This is a genomic window from Pseudomonas sp. Q1 (genome assembly GCF_009935975.1).
In the GTDB taxonomy this organism is placed as follows: domain Bacteria; phylum Pseudomonadota; class Gammaproteobacteria; order Pseudomonadales; family Pseudomonadaceae; genus Aquipseudomonas; species Aquipseudomonas palleroniana.
This window is the reverse complement of the sequence record NZ_QODI01000004.1, coordinates 320,086-339,542: the sequence shown is the minus strand read 5'-3', so window position 1 is coordinate 339,542 and position 19,457 is coordinate 320,086. Positions and strand designations below refer to the sequence as shown.

Below are 19,457 nucleotides of genomic sequence, written 5' to 3'. Positions count from 1 at the left end.
GGGAAGCTGACATGCAATTAAATGTAAATGACGCTCAAGCGATCGAAGTTTCCGAACTGACATTTGGCGGCGAATTCAACGAGACGCTGGTTCACCAAGCAGTCGTGGCCTACATGGCCGGCGGCCGTCAAGGTAGCAAGCAGCAAAAGACCCGTTCCGACGTTCGTGGTGGCGGTAAGCGCCCTTGGCGTCAGAAAGGTACTGGCCGTGCTCGTGCTGGTACTATCCGTAGCCCAATCTGGCGTGGCGGCGGTACCACTTTCGCAGCTCGTCCGCAGGATCACTCGCAGAAGCTCAACAAGAAGATGTACCGCGCAGCTCTGCGCTCCATCCTTGCTGAACTCGTGCGTACTGACCGTCTGGTCGTGGTTCAGGACTTCGCTGTTGAAAGCCCGAAAACCAAAGATCTGCTGGGCAAACTGAACAACATGAGCCTGACCGACGTTTTGATCGTGTCGGAAGCTGTTGATCAGAACCTGTACCTGGCTGCTCGTAACCTGCCACACGTTGATGTACGTGACGTGCAAGGTTCCGATCCAGTTAGTCTGATCGCATACGACAAGGTGTTGATCACCGTGTCGGCCGTGAAGAAATTCGAGGAGCTGCTGGGATGAACCAGGAACGCGTATTTAAAGTTCTGCTTGGCCCGCACGTTTCCGAAAAGGCTACGGTTCTGGCTGACAAGAAAGGCCAGTTCGTTTTCAAGGTTGCAACTGACGCAACCAAGCTGGAAATCAAGAAGGCCGTCGAAAGCCTGTTCAGCGTGAAAGTAGAGCGTGTTACTACCCTGAACGTTCTGGGTAAGAGCAAGCGCACTGCTCGCGGTCTGGGCAAGCGTAATGACTGGAAGAAGGCAGTTATCTCCCTTCAGCCAGGCCAAGATCTCGATTTCAGCAGCAGTGCTGAGTAAGGAAGGGGTGCATCATGGCAATCGTTAAATGCAAACCGACTTCCCCTGGCCGCCGTTTTGTGGTCAAGGTGGTCAACCAGGAGCTGCATAAAGGCGCTCCTCACGCACCGCTGCTCGAGAAGAAATCGAAGTCTGGTGGTCGTAACAACAATGGTCGTATTACCACTCGTCACATCGGTGGTGGCCATAAGCAGCATTATCGTCTGGTCGACTTCCGTCGCAACGACAAAGATGGCATCGCTGCCACTGTCGAGCGTATCGAATACGATCCAAACCGTACTGCTCACATCGCTCTGCTGCTGTACGCAGATGGCGAGCGTCGCTACATCATCGCCCCTAAAGGCGTGAGCGCTGGCGACCAGCTGATCGCAGGTGCTCTGGCACCGATCAAGCCGGGCAACGCTCTGCAACTGCGCAACATTCCAGTTGGTAGCACCGTACACGGCATCGAATTGAAGCCAGGTAAAGGCGCGCAAATCGCTCGTTCCGCTGGTGCTTCGGCTCAGCTGATCGCTCGTGAAGGTGTCTACGTGACCCTGCGTCTGCGTTCTGGTGAGATGCGTAAAGTGCTGGCTGAATGCCGTGCGACCCTGGGCGAAGTCTCGAACTCCGAGCACAGCCTGCGTTCGTTGGGTAAAGCTGGTGCCAAACGCTGGCGTGGCGTTCGCCCAACCGTTCGTGGTGTTGCCATGAACCCGGTTGACCACCCACACGGTGGTGGTGAAGGTCGTACCTCTGGTGGTCGTCATCCGGTATCGCCATGGGGCTTCCCGACTAAGGGCGCGAAGACTCGTGGTAATAAGCGTACCGACAAAATGATCGTCCGTCGTCGCAAGTAAATAGAGGGATACGACAGTGCCACGTTCTCTGAAAAAAGGTCCTTTTATTGATCTTCACCTACTGAAGAAGATCGAAGTGGCGGCGGAAAAGAACGATCGCAAACCAGTTAAGACCTGGTCGCGTCGTTCGATGATCCTGCCACAAATGGTCGGTCTGACCATCGCAGTACACAACGGTCGTCAACACGTCCCAGTTCTCGTTAACGAAGACATGGTCGGCCACAAACTGGGCGAGTTCGCCGGTACCCGCACTTATCGTGGGCACGTGGCAGACAAGAAAGCCAAGCGTTAAGGGGTTAGGAAATGGAAGTAGCCGCTAAGTTGTCGGGCGCTCGAATCTCCGCCCAGAAAGCCCGCTTGGTCGCCGACCAGATCCGCGGGAAGAAGGTGGGCGAAGCGCTCAACCTGTTGGCTTTCAGCAGTAAGAAAGCCGCCGAGATCATGAAGAAAGTGCTGGAGTCGGCCGTAGCCAACGCCGAGCATAACGAAGGCGCAGACGTTGATGACCTGAAAGTCAGCACCGTTTTCGTTAACGAAGGGCGTTCGCTGAAGCGCATCATGCCACGTGCCAAAGGCCGTGCTGATCGCATCGTCAAGCGGTCTTGCCATATCACTGTCAAGGTTGCTGACAAGTAACGGAGTCGAAGAGATGGGTCAGAAAGTACATCCCATTGGCATTCGCCTGGGAATCGTCAAGGAGCACACCTCCGTCTGGTACGCAGACGGTCGGACTTATGCGGACTACTTGTTCGCTGATCTGAAGGTGCGTGAGTATCTCCAAGACAAACTAAAAAGCGCGTCCGTAAGCCGTATCGATATCCATCGTCCGGCCCAAACTGCACGTATCACCATCCACACCGCTCGTCCAGGTATCGTTATCGGGAAGAAAGGTGAAGATGTTGAGAAACTGCGTCAGGACCTGACCAAGCAAATGGGTGTGCCTGTGCACATCAATATCGAAGAGATCCGCAAGCCGGAGCTCGACGGTATGCTGGTTGCGCAGAGCGTAGCTCAGCAGCTGGAGCGTCGCGTAATGTTCCGTCGCGCTATGAAGCGTGCCGTACAGAACGCAATGCGCATTGGTGCCAAAGGCATCAAAATCCAAGTGAGCGGTCGTCTCGGCGGTGCTGAAATCGCACGTACTGAATGGTATCGCGAAGGTCGTGTGCCACTGCACACCCTGCGTGCCGACATCGACTATGCCAACTACGAAGCTCACACCACTTACGGTGTGATCGGTGTAAAGGTTTGGATCTTCAAAGGCGAAGTAATTGGTGGTCGCCAAGAAGAACTGAAACCACAAGCACCAGCGCCTCGTAAAAAAGCTGCTAAGTAAGGGGTACGCCAAATGTTGCAACCTAAGCGTACGAAGTTCCGCAAGCAGATGACAGGCCACAACCGTGGTCTGGCTCAGCGCGGTAGCAAAGTCAGCTTCGGCGAGTTCGCGCTGAAGTCTGTAGCTCGTGGTCGTCTCACCGCTCGTCAGATCGAGTCAGCGCGTCGTGCTCTGACCCGTCACGTAAAACGTGGTGGCAAGATCTGGATCCGTGTATTCCCGGACAAGCCGATTTCCAAAAAACCTCTCGAGGTTCGGATGGGTAAAGGTAAGGGTAACGTGGAATACTGGGTTGCCCAGATTCAACCAGGCAAAGTCCTGTATGAAATCGAGGGTGTTTCTGAAGAGCTGGCGCGTGAGGCTTTCGCCCTGGCTGCTGCAAAGCTGCCGCTCGCCACCTCCTTTGTTAAACGGACGGTGATGTGATGAAAGCGAATGAACTTCGTGAAAAATCCGCACAGCAGCTGAACGAGCAACTGCTCGGCCTGCTGCGCGACCAGTTCAATCTGCGTATGCAGAAAGCAACTGGCCAGTTGGGGCAGTCTCATCTGCTCTCGCAAGTTAAGCGTGACATCGCTCGCGTGAAGACTGTGCTCAACCAGCAGGCAGGTAAGTGATCATGGCTGAAGCCGAAAAGACTGTCCGTACGCTGACTGGCCGTGTTGTCAGCGACAAGATGGACAAAACCATCACCGTTCTGATCGAGCGTCGCGTTAAGCACCCGATCTACGGTAAATATGTTAAGCGTTCGACTAAGCTGCACGCGCACGACGAAACCAATCAGTGCCACATCGGCGACAAAGTCACTATTCGTGAAACTCGTCCGCTGGCCAAGACCAAGTCTTGGGCGCTGGTTGATGTTCTCGAACGCGCTGTGGAAGTCTAAGGACTAGGGGTCGGAGAAATTATATGATTCAGACTCAATCCATGCTCGATGTGGCCGATAACAGCGGCGCTCGCCGCGTTATGTGCATCAAGGTGCTGGGTGGCTCCCATCGTCGTTACGCTGGTATCGGTGACATCATCAAAGTTACCGTGAAGGAAGCAATTCCTCGCGGTAAGGTAAAAAAAGGCCAAGTGATGACTGCTGTTGTAGTCCGCACTCGTCACGGCGTACGCCGTGCAGATGGCTCCATTATCCGCTTTGATGGCAACGCTGCTGTTCTTCTGAACAACAAGCAAGAGCCGATCGGCACCCGTATCTTTGGGCCAGTGACCCGTGAACTTCGTACTGAGAAGTTCATGAAGATCGTCTCGCTCGCCCCAGAAGTGCTGTAAGGAGATCCGACATGCAAAAGATTCGTCGTGACGACGAGATCATCGTGATCGCCGGCAAAGACAAAGGTAAGCGCGGTAAGGTGCTGAAGGTTCTCGCGGACGACCGTCTGGTCGTTGGTGGTCTGAACCTGGTCAAGCGTCATACCAAGCCTAACCCGATGTCGGGCGTACAGGGCGGTATCGTCGAGAAAGAAGCGCCACTGCACGCTTCTAACGTCGCCATCTTCAACGGCGAAACCAACAAGGCTGATCGCGTTGGTTTCAAAGTAGAAGACGGTAAGAAAATTCGTGTCTTCAAGTCGACCCAAAAAGCGGTTGATGCTTGAACACTGCTAGGTAGATAAGACCATGGCACGACTACAAGAGATTTACCGGAAGGAAATCGCCCCTAAGCTTAAGGAAGAACTTAAGCTTGGGAACGTGATGGAAGTTCCGCGCGTTACCAAAATCACCCTGAACATGGGTCTGGGCGAAGCGATCGGCGACAAAAAAGTCATCGAGCACGCTGTTGCTGACCTGGAAAAGATCACCGGCCAAAAAGTCGTTGTGACCTACGCTCGGAAATCCATCGCTGGCTTTAAAGTCCGTGAAGGTTGGCCGATCGGCGTCAAGGTAACTCTGCGCCGTGAGCGTATGTACGAATTCCTGGATCGTCTGCTGTCGATCTCCCTGCCTCGGGTTCGCGACTTCCGCGGCCTGAATGCCAAGTCCTTCGATGGTCGTGGTAACTACAGCATGGGCGTGAAAGAGCAGATCATCTTCCCGGAAATCGACTACGACAAGATCGATGCTCTCCGCGGTCTGGACATCACCCTGACCACCACTGCCAAGAACGATGATGAAGGTCGCGCCCTGCTGCGTGCTTTCAAATTCCCGTTCCGCAACTGATTGGAGTAGGACCATGGCCAAGATGAGCATGAAAAACCGCGAGCTGAAGCGTCAGCTCACGGTTGCCAAGTACGCCAAGAAGCGTGCAGCACTGAAAGCAATCATCGTTGATCTGAACGCAAGTCCAGAAGCGCGTTGGGAAGCTACAGTTGCCCTGCAGAAGCAGCCACGTGACGCAAGCGCTTCGCGCATGCGTAACCGCTGCCGCCTGACCGGTCGTCCACACGGCGTTTACCGCAAGTTCGGCCTCGGCCGTAACAAACTGCGTGAAGCGGCAATGCGTGGTGACGTACCAGGTCTGGTTAAAGCCAGCTGGTAAGTACTTTCAAAGTCCAGGTGGTTGGCGTCGCAAGATAACGACCACCGGTGACCTTGAATCTGGAACAAGCCCCTTTTGGGGCTTGTTTCATTTCCGGAGTGTGTCTAGAATACCCGGCTCGCCTGAGCCCGTGTTTTCTATGCCCGGAGATTCTCGGCGACATATGTAGCCGCAAGGCTAATTTTTTTGTATTAGGAGCGTCTAGCCCATGAGTATGCAGGACCCGTTAGCGGACATGCTAACTCGTATCCGTAATGCCCAGATGGCTGAAAAGTCCGTCGTAAGCATGCCATCTTCCAAGTTGAAGGTAGCTGTTGCCAAAGTCCTGAAAGACGAAGGCTACATTGCGGGTTATCAGATCAGCAGCGATGTAAAAGCACTGCTGTCCATCGAGCTGAAGTACTTCGAAGGCCGTTCGGTCATCGAGGAAGTGAAGCGCGTTAGCCGTCCAGGCCTGCGTCAGTACAAGTCCGCTGAAGATCTGCCGAAAGTTCGTGGCGGTCTGGGCGTGTCTATCGTCTCCACCAACAAAGGTGTGATGACTGATCGTGCTGCGCGCGCTGCCGGTGTCGGCGGCGAAGTTCTTTGCACTGTGTTCTAAGGGGGGATAAGCATGTCTCGCGTCGCTAAGAACCCCGTTAAGCTGCCAGCCGGTGTCGAAGTCAAATTCGCAGGCCAACAGCTTTCGGTGAAGGGTGCCAAGGGTACTCTTGAACTGAACATCCATTCGTCCGTTGAGATCGTTGAAGAAGCCGGTGAGCTGCGTTTTGCCGCTCGCAATGGCGATCAACAAACTCGCGCAATGGCCGGTACCACGCGTGCGTTGGTAAACAACATGGTCCAAGGCGTAAGCCAAGGCTTCGAGCGTAAGCTCCAGCTGGTCGGTGTTGGTTACAAAGCGCAAGCAAAAGGCACGGTTTTGAACCTGGCCCTTGGCTTCTCGCACCCAGTGGATTACGAACTGCCGGAAGGCATCACCGCTGAGACCCCTAGCCAGACCGATATCCTGATCAAGGGCATCGATAAGCAGCTGGTAGGTCAAGTGGCCGCTGAGATCCGCGACTTCCGTCCACCAGAGCCGTACAAAGGCAAAGGTGTGCGCTACGCGGACGAAGTCGTCCGTCGTAAAGAAGCCAAGAAGAAGTAGGGCATAGCAAATGACCGACAAAAAAGTTACTCGACTGCGTCGCGCTCGCAAAGCACGCCTGAAAATGCACGAACTCGAAGTCGTGCGTCTCTGCGTGTTCCGCTCGTCGCAGCACATCTACGCCCAGGTCATCTCGGCCGACGGCAACAAAGTCCTGGCAAGCGCCTCGACTTTGGATAAAGAACTGCGTGATGGTGCCACCGGCAACATCGACGCGGCCACAAAGGTTGGCCAGCTGGTCGCTACGCGTGCTAAGGCCGCTGGCGTCTCGCAAGTGGCTTTCGACCGCTCTGGCTTCAAGTACCACGGCCGCGTTAAAGCGCTGGCTGATGCTGCTCGTGAAGCTGGGCTGGAGTTCTAAGTTATGTCAAATAACGACCAAAAGCGCGACGAAGGCTACATTGAGAAGCTGGTTCAAGTTAACCGCGTAGCCAAAACCGTTAAAGGCGGCCGTATCTTCACTTTCACCGCGTTGACCGTGGTAGGTGATGGTAAAGGGCGTGTTGGCTTCGGCCGTGGCAAGTCGCGTGAAGTGCCTGCTGCGATCCAGAAGGCAATGGAAGCTGCTCGTCGCAACATGATCCAAGTTGATCTGAACGGCACCACTCTGCAGTACGCAATGAAGTCCGCCCATGGCGCTTCGAAGGTGTACATGCAGCCTGCTTCTGAAGGTACCGGTATCATCGCTGGCGGCGCTATGCGTGCTGTCCTCGAAGTTGCTGGCGTTCAGAACGTTCTGGCCAAGTGCTATGGCTCGACTAACCCAGTAAACGTGGTTCACGCCACTTTCAAGGGTTTGAAAGCTATGCAATCTCCTGAGTCCATCGCTGCCAAGCGTGGCCTGACTGTCAAGGAGATCTTCTGATCATGGCTACCGTTAAAGTAACGCTGATCAAAAGCATGACCGGCCGCATCCCTAACCACAAACTGTGCGTTAAAGGTTTGGGTCTGCGTCGCATCGGTCACACTGTAGAAGTCCAGGATACTCCCGAGAATCGCGGGATGATCAACAAGGCTTACTACATGCTGCGTGTAGAGGGTTAATCGATGAAACTCAATGATCTGAGTCCAGCGCCGGGTTCCCGTCGCGAAAAGCATCGTCCGGGCCGTGGTATCGGTAGCGGTTTGGGTAAGACTGGTGGCCGTGGTCACAAAGGTCAGACCTCCCGTTCCGGTGGCACCATTGCTCCAGGCTTTGAAGGCGGTCAACAGCCGCTGCATCGTCGCCTGCCTAAGTTCGGTTTCGTATCCCTGAAAGCCATGGACCGCGCAGAAGTGCGTCTGTCCGAGCTGGCTAAAGTGGACGGCGACATCGTTACTCTGCAGACCCTGAAAGATGCCAACGTGATCAACGTCAACGTACAGCGTGTGAAAATCATGCTGTCCGGTGAAGTGGCTCGCGCTGTCACTATCGGCAAGGGAATCGGCGCCACCAAAGGTGCGCGTTCGGCTATCGAAGCAGCTGGCGGCAAGTTCGAGGAATAAATGGCTAAGCAAGGTGCTCTCTCTGCGCTCGGCAAAGGCGGTATGTCTGAACTTTGGGCACGTCTGCGTTTTCTGTTCCTGGCGATTATCGTCTACCGAATAGGCGCACACATCCCGGTTCCAGGTATCAACCCGGACCGACTCGCAGACCTGTTTCGACAGAATGAGGGGACCATTCTTAGCTTGTTCAACATGTTTTCCGGCGGCGCGCTGGAACGGATGAGCATCTTTGCATTGGGGATCATGCCGTACATTTCGGCATCGATCATCATGCAACTGATGACCGCCGTCAGCCCGCAGCTGGAGCAGTTGAAGAAGGAAGGTGAAGCTGGCCGTCGCAAGATTAGCCAGTACACCCGCTACGGCACTGTCGTCCTTGCCCTGGTTCAAGCTATCGGCATGTCCGTTGGCCTGGCAGGGCAGGGCGTTGCGTTCACTGGTGACTTTGGCTTCTATTTCGTCGCGGTATCCACTTTTGTGGCTGGTGCGATGTTCATGATGTGGCTGGGTGAGCAGATTACTGAGCGTGGTGTTGGTAACGGTATCTCGATGTTGATTTTCGCAGGTATCGTCGCCGGTCTTCCGAGGGCAATTGGGCAGTCTTTCGAGTCTGCGCGTCAGGGTGATATCAATATCTTCGCCTTGGTTGCCATCGGTTTGCTGGCAGTAGCGATTATCGGTTTTGTGGTGTTCATTGAGCGTGGCCAGCGTCGTATCGCTGTTCACTACGCCAAGCGTCAGCAGGGCCGTAAGGTTTTTGCTGCGCAGACCAGCCACTTGCCGCTGAAAGTGAATATGGCCGGTGTTATCCCGGCAATTTTCGCGAGCAGCATTTTGCTGTTTCCGGCTTCGTTGGGTACCTGGTTTGGTCAGTCTGAAAATATGGGCTGGCTGCAGGACCTTTCTCAGTCGATCGCTCCTGGTCAGCCGTTGAATATTCTGCTGTTTAGTGCAGGGATTATTTTCTTCTGCTTCTTCTATACGGCGTTGATGTTCAATCCGAAAGACGTAGCGGAAAACCTGAAGAAGTCCGGTGCCTTTATTCCGGGCATCCGTCCAGGTGAGCAGTCGGCACGCTACATTGATGGCGTTCTGACTCGTTTGACCCTGTTCGGTGCTCTATATATGACGGCCGTGTGCCTGTTGCCCCAGTTCCTTGTGGTCGCAGCAAACGTTCCGTTCTACCTTGGCGGGACCTCGTTGCTGATCGTGGTCGTGGTTGTGATGGACTTCATGTCCCAAGTACAATCGCACCTCGTTTCGCACCAGTACGAATCCCTGATGAAGAAAGCCAACCTGAAGGGTTACGGCAGCGGCATGTTGCGCTGAGTACCCATAAGGTTCGAGGAGTTGGTGATGAAAGTTCGTGCATCGGTGAAAAAGCTGTGCCGTAACTGCAAGATTATTCGCCGCGAAGGTGTTGTTCGAGTAATTTGCAGCGCGGAACCGCGTCACAAACAGCGCCAAGGCTGAGTGTGATCCGCTTGAAGCCCGGCAGCTAGTGCGCTGCCGGGTTGATTATTTGTTATTACAGCGATATTATCTCGCGCCCTATTTCTTGGCTTCCGGGGCGTAGGTAGCTGTCAATTGGAGTCCCACTGAATGGCCCGTATTGCAGGCGTTAACATTCCAGATAACAAGCACACTGTTATCTCGCTGACCTACATCTATGGTGTTGGTCGCACTACTGCGCAGAAGATTTGCGCAGTTGCTGGGGTAAACCCAGCCGCTAAGATCAAGGATCTGAGCGACGAGCAGATTGAACAGCTGCGTGGCGAAGTGGCGAAGTTCACCACTGAAGGTGACCTGCGTCGCGAAATCAACATGAAAATCAAGCGTTTGATGGACCTCGGTTGCTATCGCGGTCTGCGTCATCGTCGTGGTCTTCCAGTACGCGGTCAGCGTACCAAGACTAACGCGCGTACCCGTAAAGGTCCGCGTAAGCCGATCCGCAAGTAATCGCCCCAGCGAATCGACAGGAAAATTATCATGGCAAAACCTGCTGCTCGTCCTCGTAAAAAAGTTAAAAAGACAGTGGTTGATGGCATCGCCCACATCCATGCTTCTTTTAACAACACCATCGTGACCATCACCGACCGTCAAGGTAATGCGCTTTCTTGGGCTACCTCTGGTGGTTCGGGTTTCCGCGGTTCCCGCAAGTCCACTCCGTTCGCTGCTCAAGTAGCTGCTGAACGTGCTGGTCAAGCTGCGCTGGAATATGGCCTGAAAAACCTCGACGTTAACGTCAAGGGTCCAGGTCCAGGTCGTGAGTCCGCTGTCCGTGCTTTGAACGGCTGTGGCTATAAGATCGCCAGCATCACCGACGTGACGCCAATCCCGCACAACGGGTGCCGTCCGCCGAAGAAGCGCCGCGTGTAATCCAGGAGATTGTAAAGAATGGCTCGTTACATTGGTCCAAAATGCAAACTCGCTCGTCGCGAGGGCACCGATCTCTTCCTGAAGAGCGGCGTGCGCGCGATCGAATCGAAGTGCAACATTGAAGCAGCACCTGGTATCCACGGCCAACGCCGCGGTCGCCAGTCCGACTACGGCACCCAACTGCGTGAAAAGCAGAAGGTCCGTCGTATCTACGGCGTTCTCGAGCGTCAGTTCAGCGGCTACTACAAAGAAGCTGCTGGCAAGAAAGGTGCAACCGGTGAAAACCTGCTGCAACTGCTCGAATGCCGTCTGGACAACGTTGTATACCGTATGGGCTTTGGTTCGACTCGTGCCGAATCCCGTCAGCTGGTATCGCACAAGTCGATCAGCGTTAACGGTCAGACCGTAAACGTTCCGTCCTACCAGGTTCGTGCTGGTGACGTGGTCGCAGTTCGCGAGAAAGCAAAAAACCAGCTTCGCATTGTCCAAGCTCTCGATCTGTGTGCCCAACGTGGCCGCGTAGAATGGGTAGAAGTAGACACTGAGAAGAAGTCGGGCGTTTTCAAGAACGTTCCTGCTCGCAGTGATCTGTCCGCCGACATCAACGAAAGCCTGATTGTCGAGCTCTACTCCAAGTAAGGGCTAGAAAATAGGTGCATCCATGCAGATTTCGGTAAATGAGTTCCTGACACCCCGCCACATTGATGTGCAGGTTGTCAGTCCAACCCGCGCCAAGATCACTCTCGAGCCTCTCGAGCGTGGTTTTGGCCACACCCTGGGCAACGCGCTGCGCCGCATCCTGTTGTCCTCAATGCCCGGCTGTGCAGTAGTCGAGGCCGAGATTGACGGTGTGCTCCACGAGTACAGCGCCATCGAAGGTGTACAGGAAGACGTAATTGAAATCCTGTTGAACCTTAAAGGTCTGGCTATCAAGCTGCACGGCCGTGACGAAGTTACGCTGACCTTGTCGAAGAAGGGTTCGGGGGTGGTTACCGCTGCCGATATTCAGCTGGATCATGATGTCGAGATCGTTAACCCCGATCACGTAATCGCTAACCTGGCGTCTAACGGCGCCCTGAACATGAAGCTCACCGTAGCTCGTGGTCGTGGTTATGAACCGGCCGACTCGCGTCAGAGCGATGAAGATGAAAGCCGCAGCATTGGTCGCTTGCAGCTTGACTCTTCGTTCAGCCCGGTTCGCCGTATCGCATACGTGGTGGAAAACGCCCGTGTCGAACAGCGTACCAACCTGGACAAGCTGGTTATTGATCTGGAAACCAACGGTACTCTGGACCCGGAAGAGGCTATCCGCCGCGCTGCAACCATTCTGCAACAGCAGTTGGCTGCGTTCGTCGACCTCAAAGGTGACAGCGAACCAGTGGTAATCGAGCAGGAAGACGAGATCGATCCGATCCTGCTTCGCCCGGTTGACGATCTGGAACTGACTGTACGTTCGGCTAACTGCCTTAAGGCGGAAAACATTTACTACATCGGCGACCTGATTCAGCGTACCGAAGTAGAACTGTTGAAGACTCCGAACCTGGGCAAGAAATCCTTGACTGAAATCAAGGACGTTCTGGCCTCCCGCGGTCTGTCCCTCGGCATGCGCCTCGACAACTGGCCGCCTGCAAGTCTTAAGAAGGACGACAAGGCGACTGCCTGATCGTCGTAATCACCGAACGTGAGTTTGGTAAGGAATGAACCATGCGTCATCGTAAAAGTGGTCGTCACCTGAGCCGTACCAGCTCGCACCGCAAGGCCATGTTCCAAAACATGGCGGTGTCGCTGTTCGAGCACGAGCTGATCAAAACTACACTGCCGAAAGCTAAAGAACTGCGTCGCGTTGCTGAGCCGCTGATCACTTTGGCCAAGACAGACAGCCTGGCTAACCGCCGTCTGGCTTTCGACCGTACTCGTTCGAAAGCTATCGTTGGTAAGCTCTTCAACGACCTGGGCAAGCGTTACGCTACCCGTGAGGGTGGCTACCTGCGCATCCTCAAGTGCGGTTTCCGCGCTGGCGACAACGCGCCTATGGCGTACGTCGAGTTGGTTGATCGTGCTACTGCTGGCGAAGCTGTAAGCGCCGAGTAAGACGACAAGCTGTAATAAAAAACCGGGCCTAGTGCCCGGTTTTTTTGTGCGTGTAAAAAGCGCGTTGGATACAAGTTTCCACAGGTGGCTCTTGGCACTATAGGGCTGGGGGGGTTGTTAGTAATTTTCTATTGATGCTTACGATTTAATGAATTTGTAGACGTCATATTGATGGTCAATACTTCCTCCAAGCCGATTAGCCAGCAGTTCCAAGTCCGACCTGAGGAAATTGAATATGAGCCAGAACAAAATCCTTACTACCGCCAGCGGCGCCCCCGTCGCGAATAACCAGAATTCCCGTTCCGCAGGCCCGCGTGGCCCGTTGCTGCTTGATGATTTTCATCTGATCGAGAAGCTCGCTCACTTCAACCGCGAAAACATTCCTGAGCGTCGTGTGCATGCCAAGGGCTCGGGCGCTTATGGCACCTTCACCGTTACCAAAGACATCACCCAATACACCAGTGCCAAACTGTTCGAGTCCGTGGGCAAGCAGACCCCCACCTTCTTGCGGTTTTCCACCGTAGGGGGTGAGCGTGGTTCGGCTGATACCGAGCGCGATCCACGGGGCTTCGCCCTGAAATTCTACACCGAAGAAGGCAACTGGGACATTGTGGGTAACAACACTCCGGTGTTCTTCATCCGTGACCCGCTGAAGTTCCCGGACTTCATCCACACCCAAAAGCGTTTGCCGCAAAGCAACTTGAAAAGCGCGCAAATGATGTGGGACTTCTGGTCGCACTCTCCTGAGGCGCTGCACCAGGTCACCATCCTGTTTTCGGATCGTGGTATTCCTGACGGCTACCGTCACATGCACGGTTTTGGTAGCCACACCTACAGTCTGATCAATGCCAAGGGCGAACGTCACTGGGTCAAATGGCATTACAAGACCCGGCAGGGCATCAAGAACCTGGCGCCGGCAGAGGCTGCTCGCCTGGCAGGTACCGACCCTGATTACGCCCAGCGTGATCTGTTCGGTGCGATCGAGCGTGGAGACTTCCCAAAATGGCGTGTCTGCATCCAGATCATGACCGAGGCCCAGGCAAACGCTCACTACGAGAACCCGTTCGATGTGACTAAAACCTGGTCGCAGAAGGAATTCCCGCTGATTGAAGTCGGCGAACTGGAACTGAATCGCAACCCGCAAAACTACTTCGCTGAAGTGGAACAAGCCGCATTCGGCCCAAGCAATATGGTGCCAGGCGTTGGTTTGTCGCCAGACCGTATGCTGCAAGGTCGCGTGTTTGCCTACGCTGATGCCCACCGCTACCGCGTTGGAACCAACCACCAGCAATTGCCGGTGAATGCTCCACGCAGCCCGGTTAATAGCTACCAGCGCGATGGCTCAATGGCTTTTGGCAGCAACGGCGGCGCAACGCCCAACTACGAGCCAAACAGCTACGCCGATGCGCCGAAACAAGCCCCTCAGTACGCGGAGCCGGCTTTGGCATTGAGTGGTGCGGCTGACCGTTACGATCACCGTGAAGACACGGATTACTACAGCCACGCCGGTGCGCTGTTCCGCCTGATGAACGATGAGCAGAAAGCATTGCTCACCAACAATATCGCCGGTGCGATGGGTGGCGTTTCCAGCGATGTGGTCCAGCGTCAACTGCAGCACTTCTACAAGGCAGATCCTGCTTATGGAGAAGCAATCGCAAAGGCACTGGGTGTATCGCTTAACTGACTCTAAACGATAAGCAGAACCGCCCTCATTTGGGCGGTTTTTGCGTTATTTCAGCTACTTTTCTCGGAATATCTTCACTTTTCTGCCGTTAGTCCCGTGACCTTCGAGTCATCATGGTTCAAACTACAAACTTTCAAGCAGGGAGATGTAGGGCGATGCAAGGTCACCCCGACGTAATCGATTACCTCAACACGTTGCTGACGGGCGAACTGGCAGCTCGTGACCAATATTTCATCCATTCGCGCATGTACGAAGACTGGGGCTTTACCGAGCTCTATGAGCGTATCAACCACGAAATGGAAGAAGAGGCACAGCACGCCGACGCACTGATGCGCCGTATCCTGATGCTCGAAGGCACGCCGCGCATGCGTCCCGACGATCTGGATGTGGGTACCACGGTGCCGGATATGCTCGCCGCCGACCTTCGTCTCGAATACAAGGTACGTGCTGCGCTATGCAAGGGCATCGAGCTCTGTGAGCAGCACAACGACTATGTCACCCGCGAGATCCTGCGGGTGCAGTTGAATGACACCGAAGAAGATCACACCTACTGGCTGGAAAAGCAGTTGGGCCTGATCAAGTTGGTAGGCCTGGAGAATTACCTGCAATCGCAGTTCTGATTCACCGGCCATGAAAAAGCCCCTGTCACGTTGCCGTGGCAGGGGCTTTTTCATGGTGCCGATAAATCAGGCCTTGTCGCGCGCCAACAACGGCTTCAAGTAGTAGCCCGTATGTGACTGCGGCATTTCGGAAACCTGCTCCGGTGTGCCCACAGCAATGATCTGGCCACCCTTGGAGCCGCCTTCCGGCCCCAGGTCTACCAGCCAGTCGGCTGTCTTGATCACGTCGAGGTTGTGTTCGATTACCACAACGGTATTGCCGTGGTCGCGTAGACGGTGCAACACATCGAGCAGTTGTTGGATATCCGCGAAGTGCAGACCCGTGGTCGGCTCATCGAGGATATACAGGGTTTTGCCCGTATCGCGCTTGGACAGCTCGCGAGACAACTTCACCCGCTGCGCTTCACCGCCGGACAAGGTAGTCGCCGATTGCCCCAGCTTGATGTACGACAGGCCCACATCCATCAGCGTCTGAAGCTTGCGCGCCAATGCCGGAACCGCGTCAAAGAACTCCCGCGCCTCCTCGATCGTCATCTCCAGGGTTTCATGAATGCTCTTGCCCTTGTACTTGATCTCCAGGGTTTCGCGGTTATAGCGCTTGCTCTTGCACACGTCGCACGGCACGTAGATGTCTGGCAGGAAGTGCATTTCGACCTTGATCAACCCATCGCCCTGGCACGCTTCACAGCGCCCGCCCTTGACGTTGAACGAGAACCGGCCAGGCCCGTAGCCGCGCGAGCGGGATTCCGGGACGCCCGCAAACAGCTCGCGAATGGGCGTGAACAACCCGGTGTAGGTCGCCGGGTTGGAGCGCGGCGTGCGGCCAATCGGGCTTTGGTCGATATCGACCACCTTGTCCAGGTGCTCAAGGCCCTTGATGCTGTCGTGCGCGGCCGCTTCCAGGGTGGTCGCGCCGTTCAGGGCGGTGGCACTCAAGGGGAACAGCGTATTGTTGATCAGGGTCGATTTACCCGAGCCGGAAACACCAGTCACGCAGGTCAGCAGGCCCAGCGGAATCTCCAAGTCGACGTTGCGCAGGTTATTACCCCGTGCGCCTTTGAGGTGCAGCGCCAGCTTCTTGTTGCGCGATGTGCGCTTGGCCGGGACTTCGATCTTCACGCGGCCGGACAGGTACTTGCCGGTCAACGAGTCCGGGTGGTCCATGACTTCGGCAGGCGTACCCTCGGCGACAATATGCCCACCGTGCACACCTGCGCCCGGGCCAATGTCGACGACGTAGTCCGCCAGGCGGATTGCATCTTCATCGTGCTCGACCACAATCACCGTGTTGCCGATATCCCGCAGGTGTTTCAGCGTGCCCAGCAAGCGATCGTTGTCGCGCTGGTGCAAGCCGATCGACGGTTCATCAAGGATGTACAGCACGCCCACCAGGCCGGCACCAATCTGGCTGGCCAGGCGAATCCGCTGGGCTTCACCGCCAGACAAGGTATCGGCACTACGGTCCAGCGAGAGGTAGTCCAGGCCAACGTTGACCAGGAACTGCAAGCGTTCGCGAATTTCCTTGAGGATCTTGTCGGCAATTTCCCCACGACGCCCCGTCAGCTTAAGCACACCAAAGTACTCACAGGCGTCACCGATCGGCAGGCTGGTCACCGCCGGCAAGGTCTTCTCACCGACCCACACATGCCGCGCCTCACGACGCAGGCGAGTACCCCGGCAATCCGGGCAGGGTTGAGTGCTGAGGAATTTCGCCAGTTCTTCGCGCACGCTGGCCGACTCGGTCTCGCGATAACGACGCTCCAGGTTCGGCACGATGCCTTCGAACGGGTGAGAGCGTTTGACGATATCGCCGCGGTCATTCAGGTATTTGAAGTCGACGTTCTGTGAGCCGCTGCCATGGAGGATGACTTTCTGCTGCTCCGCCGATAGCTGGTTGAACGGCACTTCCAGGCTGAATTTATAATGCGACGCCAGCGACCCCAGCATCTGGAAGTAATAGACGTTACGCCTGTCCCAGCCGCGTATCGCCCCTTCCGCCAAGGTCAGTTCGCCGTTGACCAGGCGCTTGATATCGAAGAATTGCTTCACCCCCAGGCCATCACAGGTCGGGCAGGCGCCAGCGGGGTTGTTGAAGGAGAACAGCTTGGGTTCCAGTTCGCTGATGGCATGGCCACAGATCGGGCAGGCGAAGCGCGCAGAAAAGATGATCTCCTCGCCCGGCTCGTCGTCCATCGGCGCCACCAGGGCAATGCCATCCGCCAGCTTCAATGCCGTTTCGAATGATTCCGCCAGGCGCTGCTGCAGGTCCGCGCGCACCTTGAAGCGGTCGACCACTACATCAATGGAGTGCTTCTTCTGCTTGTCGAGCTTCGGCGCTTCGTCCAGTTCATAAAGCTTGCCGTTGATGCGCGCACGCACGAAACCCTGGGCACGCAGTTCCTCGAATACGGAAAGGTGTTCACCCTTGCGCTCACGAATCACCGGCGCCAGCAGCATCAGCTTTGCGCCTTCCGGCTGGGCCAATACCAGGTCGACCATCTGGCTGACGGTCTGGGCTTCCAGGGGAATATCGTGGTCCGGGCAACGCGGGATGCCCACCCGTGCGTAAAGCAAGCGCAGGTAGTCGTAGATTTCGGTGATGGTGCCCACGGTGGAGCGCGGGTTGTGGGACGTCGACTTCTGCTCGATGGAAATCGCCGGCGACAGGCCTTCAATGGTGTCGACGTCGGGTTTTTCCATCATGGACAGGAACTGCCGGGCATACGCCGAAAGCGATTCCACATAACGCCGCTGGCCTTCGGCATACAGCGTGTCGAACGCCAGGGACGATTTGCCGGACCCGGACAAGCCGGTGATGACGATCAGTTTGTCCCGCGGCAGGGTCAGGTCGATGTTCTTCAGGTTGTGGGTTCTAGCCCCACGAATCAGGATCTTGTCCAAGATGGCCTCGCACGGCGGGCGTAAATTATGCAGGAGTATACGGCTAAAGACTGGATGAATATACACTGTCAAAGTGCCGGGTGCAGCCTTACATGAAAGCTGCGCGGCAAAGCGCCGCATATACCCTCTCAATCGATGGGACTGGTAGAATCGCCGCCGGTTCACACGAGGTTTTTCCATGCACGATCCCCACAGCGAACGCATGAGTAGCGGCGAGACCCGAGCGGCAAGCGGTCTGGCCCTAGTGTTCGCCTTCCGTATGCTTGGCATGTTTATGGTGTTGCCGGTGCTGGCGACCTATGGAATGGATCTCGCAGGAGCGACCCCGGCCTTGATCGGCCTGGCAATTGGCGCCTATGGCTTGACCCAGGCGATTTTCCAGATTCCATTCGGGATCATTTCCGACCGCATTGGCCGCCGCCCGGTGATCTACCTCGGGCTGATCGTATTCGCCCTCGGCAGTGTGCTCGCGGCCCAGTCCGATTCCATCTGGGGCGTGATCGCCGGACGCATCCTGCAAGGCGCCGGAGCCATTTCCGCTGCCGTCATGGCCTTGCTCTCGGACCTGACCCGCGAACAACATCGCACCAAGGCCATGGCCATGATCGGCATGACCATCGGCCTGTCGTTTGCGGTGGCCATGGTGGTCGGCCCGCTGCTGACCCGCGCGTTCGGCCTGCACGGGTTGTTCCTCGCCACCGGCGGCATGGCGTTGTTCGGGATCGTGATCGTGGCGTTCATGGTGCCGCGGTCCACCGGCACGTTGCAGCACCGTGAATCGGGTGTCGCACGCAAGGCGCTGTTGCCGACACTCAAGCATCCGGACCTGCTGCGCCTCGATTTAGGTATCTTCGTATTACACGCCATGCTGATGTGCAGCTTCGTCGCGCTGCCCCTGGCCCTGGTCGAAAAAGCCGGCCTGCCCAAGGAGCAGCACTGGTGGGTCTACCTCACCGCGCTGTTGATTTCGTTCTTCGCCATGATCCCGTTCATCATCTACGGCGAGAAGAAACGCAAAATGAAACGAGTTTTACTCGGCGCCGTCACGACCCTGATGCTCACTGAGCTATTCTTCTGGGAGTTCGGCGACAGCCTGCGGGCGCTGGTGATCGGCACGGTGGTGTTCTTCACCGCGTTCAACCTGCTGGAAGCCTCGTTGCCTTCGCTGATCAGTAAAGTTTCACCGGCCGGCGGCAAGGGCACGGCGATGGGGGTGTATTCCACCAGCCAGTTCCTTGGTTCTGCGCTGGGCGGCATCATGGGTGGCTGGATGTTCCAGCATGGCGGTTTGTCGGTTGTGTTCCTGGGATGCGCAGGTCTGGCTGCCCTCTGGCTGGCCTTTGCTGTTACCATGCGCGAACCTCCCTATGTGACGAGCCTGCGTTTGCCGTTATCGCCAGAAGCGATCCGCGAAGCCGGTCTGGTTGAGCGCCTCAAGGCCGTCACCGGGGTTACCGATGCCGTGGTTGTTGCTGAAGAAGCCGCCATCTACATCAAATTGGACACCGAATTATTGGATCGCGCGACGCTCGAGCAACTGGTCAACCCAGTGCCGACAGCGCGCCCAGCCTAGGAGAACG

30 protein-coding genes are annotated in these 19,457 nt (G+C 55.9%); 29 read left to right on the top strand and 1 reads right to left on the bottom strand.

Annotated elements, in window-relative coordinates; genetic code table 11:
• Positions 1–11 precede the first annotated feature (11 nt).
• The 28 genes from rplD (at position 12) to bfr (ending at position 14,976) form a co-directional block, all read left to right on the top strand.
• The gene (rplD, locus tag DK870_RS09005; protein ID WP_003176424.1) at positions 12–614 is read left to right on the top strand and encodes a 50S ribosomal protein L4; all 603 of its coding nucleotides are present in this window, start codon (positions 12–14) and stop codon (positions 612–614) included.
• Positions 611–910 carry a 50S ribosomal protein L23 gene (rplW, locus tag DK870_RS09000; protein ID WP_002555488.1) on the top strand — a complete coding sequence of 100 codons (300 nt, stop codon included), beginning with the start codon at positions 611–613 and terminating at the stop codon, positions 908–910. The genes rplD and rplW overlap by 4 nt, the downstream gene beginning before the upstream one ends.
• A 14-nt stretch (positions 911–924) precedes the next feature.
• Positions 925–1,749, top strand: coding sequence for a 50S ribosomal protein L2 (gene rplB, locus DK870_RS08995; protein ID WP_003186055.1), 825 nt, complete (start codon positions 925–927; stop codon positions 1,747–1,749).
• Between the two features lie 16 nt (positions 1,750–1,765).
• Positions 1,766–2,041: a 30S ribosomal protein S19 gene (rpsS, locus tag DK870_RS08990; protein WP_002555486.1), complete on the top strand. Its 276-nt coding sequence runs from the start codon at positions 1,766–1,768 to the stop codon at positions 2,039–2,041.
• 11 nt (positions 2,042–2,052) lie between these two features.
• A complete protein-coding gene (gene rplV, locus DK870_RS08985; protein WP_003103908.1) occupies positions 2,053–2,385 on the top strand; it encodes a 50S ribosomal protein L22 in 333 nt (110 codons plus the stop codon).
• A 13-nt stretch (positions 2,386–2,398) separates the two neighbouring features.
• Positions 2,399–3,085, top strand: coding sequence for a 30S ribosomal protein S3 (gene rpsC / locus DK870_RS08980; RefSeq protein WP_003176422.1), 687 nt, complete (start codon positions 2,399–2,401; stop codon positions 3,083–3,085).
• Positions 3,086–3,097: 12 nt separating this feature from the next.
• Positions 3,098–3,511 (top strand): 50S ribosomal protein L16, encoded by a 414-nt coding sequence (gene rplP / locus DK870_RS08975; protein ID WP_003176421.1) that lies wholly within the window; start codon positions 3,098–3,100, stop codon positions 3,509–3,511.
• Positions 3,511–3,702 (top strand): 50S ribosomal protein L29, encoded by a 192-nt coding sequence (gene rpmC, locus DK870_RS08970; protein WP_002555481.1) that lies wholly within the window; start codon positions 3,511–3,513, stop codon positions 3,700–3,702. The genes rplP and rpmC overlap by 1 nt, the downstream gene beginning before the upstream one ends.
• Before the next feature lie 2 nt (positions 3,703–3,704).
• On the top strand, positions 3,705–3,971 hold the full coding sequence (gene rpsQ, locus DK870_RS08965) for a 30S ribosomal protein S17 (protein WP_003176419.1): 267 nt from the start codon (positions 3,705–3,707) through the stop codon (positions 3,969–3,971).
• Between the two features lie 23 nt (positions 3,972–3,994).
• A complete protein-coding gene (rplN, locus tag DK870_RS08960; RefSeq protein ID WP_002555479.1) occupies positions 3,995–4,363 on the top strand; it encodes a 50S ribosomal protein L14 in 369 nt (122 codons plus the stop codon).
• Positions 4,364–4,374: 11 nt separating this feature from the next.
• Complete coding sequence (gene rplX, locus DK870_RS08955; protein WP_007896770.1) at positions 4,375–4,689, top strand: 50S ribosomal protein L24; 315 nt, start codon at positions 4,375–4,377, stop codon at positions 4,687–4,689.
• A 22-nt stretch (positions 4,690–4,711) separates the two neighbouring features.
• Complete coding sequence (gene rplE / locus DK870_RS08950; protein ID WP_003194642.1) at positions 4,712–5,251, top strand: 50S ribosomal protein L5; 540 nt, start codon at positions 4,712–4,714, stop codon at positions 5,249–5,251.
• Positions 5,252–5,264: 13 nt separating this feature from the next.
• On the top strand, positions 5,265–5,570 hold the full coding sequence (gene rpsN, locus DK870_RS08945) for a 30S ribosomal protein S14 (RefSeq protein ID WP_003176414.1): 306 nt from the start codon (positions 5,265–5,267) through the stop codon (positions 5,568–5,570).
• Positions 5,571–5,778: 208 nt separating this feature from the next.
• Positions 5,779–6,171 (top strand): 30S ribosomal protein S8, encoded by a 393-nt coding sequence (rpsH, locus tag DK870_RS08940; protein ID WP_010206883.1) that lies wholly within the window; start codon positions 5,779–5,781, stop codon positions 6,169–6,171.
• A gap of 12 nt (positions 6,172–6,183) precedes the next feature.
• The gene (gene rplF / locus DK870_RS08935; protein ID WP_003176412.1) at positions 6,184–6,717 is read left to right on the top strand and encodes a 50S ribosomal protein L6; all 534 of its coding nucleotides are present in this window, start codon (positions 6,184–6,186) and stop codon (positions 6,715–6,717) included.
• A gap of 10 nt (positions 6,718–6,727) precedes the next feature.
• Positions 6,728–7,078: a 50S ribosomal protein L18 gene (gene rplR, locus DK870_RS08930; protein WP_003186037.1), complete on the top strand. Its 351-nt coding sequence runs from the start codon at positions 6,728–6,730 to the stop codon at positions 7,076–7,078.
• A gap of 3 nt (positions 7,079–7,081) precedes the next feature.
• Entirely contained in the window at positions 7,082–7,582 is a 501-nt protein-coding gene (rpsE, locus tag DK870_RS08925) for a 30S ribosomal protein S5 (RefSeq protein ID WP_003176409.1), read from the top strand.
• 2 nt (positions 7,583–7,584) lie between these two features.
• On the top strand, positions 7,585–7,761 hold the full coding sequence (rpmD, locus tag DK870_RS08920) for a 50S ribosomal protein L30 (protein ID WP_003176408.1): 177 nt from the start codon (positions 7,585–7,587) through the stop codon (positions 7,759–7,761).
• A gap of 3 nt (positions 7,762–7,764) precedes the next feature.
• Positions 7,765–8,202 carry a 50S ribosomal protein L15 gene (gene rplO, locus DK870_RS08915; protein WP_060755285.1) on the top strand — a complete coding sequence of 146 codons (438 nt, stop codon included), beginning with the start codon at positions 7,765–7,767 and terminating at the stop codon, positions 8,200–8,202.
• Complete coding sequence (gene secY / locus DK870_RS08910) at positions 8,203–9,531, top strand: preprotein translocase subunit SecY (RefSeq protein ID WP_016969470.1); 1,329 nt, start codon at positions 8,203–8,205, stop codon at positions 9,529–9,531.
• Positions 9,532–9,558: 27 nt separating this feature from the next.
• The gene (gene rpmJ, locus DK870_RS08905) at positions 9,559–9,675 is read left to right on the top strand and encodes a 50S ribosomal protein L36 (protein WP_002555468.1); all 117 of its coding nucleotides are present in this window, start codon (positions 9,559–9,561) and stop codon (positions 9,673–9,675) included.
• Between the two features lie 129 nt (positions 9,676–9,804).
• Positions 9,805–10,161 carry a 30S ribosomal protein S13 gene (gene rpsM, locus DK870_RS08900; protein WP_003194635.1) on the top strand — a complete coding sequence of 119 codons (357 nt, stop codon included), beginning with the start codon at positions 9,805–9,807 and terminating at the stop codon, positions 10,159–10,161.
• Positions 10,162–10,191: 30 nt separating this feature from the next.
• The gene (gene rpsK / locus DK870_RS08895) at positions 10,192–10,581 is read left to right on the top strand and encodes a 30S ribosomal protein S11 (protein WP_002555466.1); all 390 of its coding nucleotides are present in this window, start codon (positions 10,192–10,194) and stop codon (positions 10,579–10,581) included.
• Between the two features lie 18 nt (positions 10,582–10,599).
• A complete protein-coding gene (gene rpsD, locus DK870_RS08890) occupies positions 10,600–11,220 on the top strand; it encodes a 30S ribosomal protein S4 (RefSeq protein ID WP_003176404.1) in 621 nt (206 codons plus the stop codon).
• A gap of 22 nt (positions 11,221–11,242) precedes the next feature.
• Positions 11,243–12,244 carry a DNA-directed RNA polymerase subunit alpha gene (gene rpoA / locus DK870_RS08885; RefSeq protein WP_003176403.1) on the top strand — a complete coding sequence of 334 codons (1,002 nt, stop codon included), beginning with the start codon at positions 11,243–11,245 and terminating at the stop codon, positions 12,242–12,244.
• A 41-nt stretch (positions 12,245–12,285) separates the two neighbouring features.
• Positions 12,286–12,672, top strand: a complete 387-nt coding sequence (gene rplQ, locus DK870_RS08880; protein WP_003176402.1) for a 50S ribosomal protein L17 — start codon at positions 12,286–12,288, stop codon at positions 12,670–12,672.
• Positions 12,673–12,907: 235 nt separating this feature from the next.
• On the top strand, positions 12,908–14,356 hold the full coding sequence (locus tag DK870_RS08875; protein WP_161548481.1) for a catalase: 1,449 nt from the start codon (positions 12,908–12,910) through the stop codon (positions 14,354–14,356).
• 155 nt (positions 14,357–14,511) lie between these two features.
• Positions 14,512–14,976: a bacterioferritin gene (gene bfr / locus DK870_RS08870; protein ID WP_015886133.1), complete on the top strand. Its 465-nt coding sequence runs from the start codon at positions 14,512–14,514 to the stop codon at positions 14,974–14,976.
• Positions 14,977–15,042: 66 nt separating this feature from the next.
• Here bfr and uvrA read toward each other — a convergent pair whose 3' ends face one another.
• Entirely contained in the window at positions 15,043–17,877 is a 2,835-nt protein-coding gene (gene uvrA, locus DK870_RS08865; RefSeq protein ID WP_161548480.1) for an excinuclease ABC subunit UvrA, read from the bottom strand.
• Positions 17,878–18,055: 178 nt separating this feature from the next.
• Here uvrA and DK870_RS08860 point away from each other — a divergent pair, with 178 nt between their 5' ends.
• Positions 18,056–19,450 carry an MFS transporter gene (locus DK870_RS08860; protein ID WP_060755282.1) on the top strand — a complete coding sequence of 465 codons (1,395 nt, stop codon included), beginning with the start codon at positions 18,056–18,058 and terminating at the stop codon, positions 19,448–19,450.
• Positions 19,451–19,457: the final 7 nt, after the last annotated feature.